The sequence below is a fragment of the Polynucleobacter sp. 39-46-10 genome (assembly GCF_002282275.1).
Genome location: NZ_NCJB01000526.1, coordinates 1 through 1,178 on the forward strand (window position 1 = coordinate 1; position 1,178 = coordinate 1,178).

Annotated in this window: 2 protein-coding genes; both read right to left on the reverse strand. The window is 40.6% G+C overall.

Features of this window, described 5'->3' with window-relative positions; translation table 11 throughout:
* Positions 1-118 precede the first annotated feature (118 nt).
* Positions 119-361 carry a hypothetical protein gene (locus tag B7X71_RS17405; protein ID WP_215302889.1) on the reverse strand — a complete coding sequence of 81 codons (243 nt, stop codon included), beginning with the start codon at positions 359-361 and terminating at the stop codon, positions 119-121.
* Between the two features lie 486 nt (positions 362-847).
* Positions 848-1,178: VOC family protein (locus B7X71_RS17410; protein WP_293601666.1), on the reverse strand; the 331-nt coding region annotated here is incomplete at its 5' end.

Below are 1,178 nucleotides of genomic sequence, written 5' to 3' on the forward strand. Positions count from 1 at the left end.
GAGTTCGAATCTCGCCCGACCCACAAGTATCCTGGGTTGGTCGACAAAATTAAACCACCCGAAGGTGGTTTAATTTCTTTAGAACGGCAAAAGTACTTAGCGCCCTCATCTATCAGCATTAGAACTTTTGTTTAATTTGATAACCCTTTGCCTTCATGCATCCCAAAAATACATCAGAATCAGATGGGGCGCCACCACTGTTACCGTAGTATGTATTGGACTCTTTTATACAAGCTGCGCGGTCTTGGTTGTAGCGCTCAGGTGATTGACCCTTAGTGGGAATTAATTCTGTCTGTTGAGCACAAGCTGCTAATACAAGGCCTGTTGCCAGAGTTATCAATGTGGAGTTAACAATTTTCATGATCTGGTCCTTTGCGTTAGTAATGTAGTAATTCTATCGCAGCATCAGCGGGTCATTTTCTAAAAAAGCTTATCGCGAGTTCGAAAATGAAGTTTCAACGAAGTCAATCTCGCCCAATCCACCAATAGCAAAAGGGGTCACAAGAATGCGACCCCCTTCTTTTATCGCTCAGAATGTTTAGAGTTCTCTCTAGGCGATAAACAATTTATTCAGCAGTAATACTCGCATTCTTAATTACATTTCCCCAGTAATCATATTCCTTCTTTGTAAAGGTTGCCAATTGGGCTGGGGTCATTTTCTCAACAAAAGTTCCCAAGTCCTCTGCCATCTTTTGGGTATCAGGACGAGCTAGGAACAACTAGTGTTATTAGCTTATTTGGATAAGCTTCTTGAGCAAACCCAGATAAGGAAAAACTTCCAATTGAAAGGGTCGCTAGTGTTTTTATAAATATGTGCATCTTCATTTTTGTCTCCTTATTTACTTATTTAAATTAATTCAGATACTTCAATTAAATTTTGATCTGGGTCGCGCACATAAACTGAGTTAATTTTTTGTGTAGCACCAGTACGAAGAACAGGGCCCTCAATAATTGGCCAGCCCTCTGTCATCAATTTTTCAATGACTTTCTCCAGCGGTCGATCGGCAATAAAACAAAGATCTAGCGACCCTGGAGTGGGAATATCTGCTTTTGGCTCAAACTCTTTCCCTTTAATATGCAGGTTAATTTTTTGATTGCCAAACTTCAATGCTTTTCTCTCAACTGGTGGAGTGCCACCAATAAAGGATTCGAGATTCATTCCAAGTACGCGGGTATAG

Bases quoted from the DNA above. Each gene is read 5' to 3' on its own strand.
- B7X71_RS17405 (WP_215302889.1), bottom strand. From the start codon at position 361: ATGAAAATTGTTAACTCCACATTGATAACTCTGGCAACAGGCCTTGTA.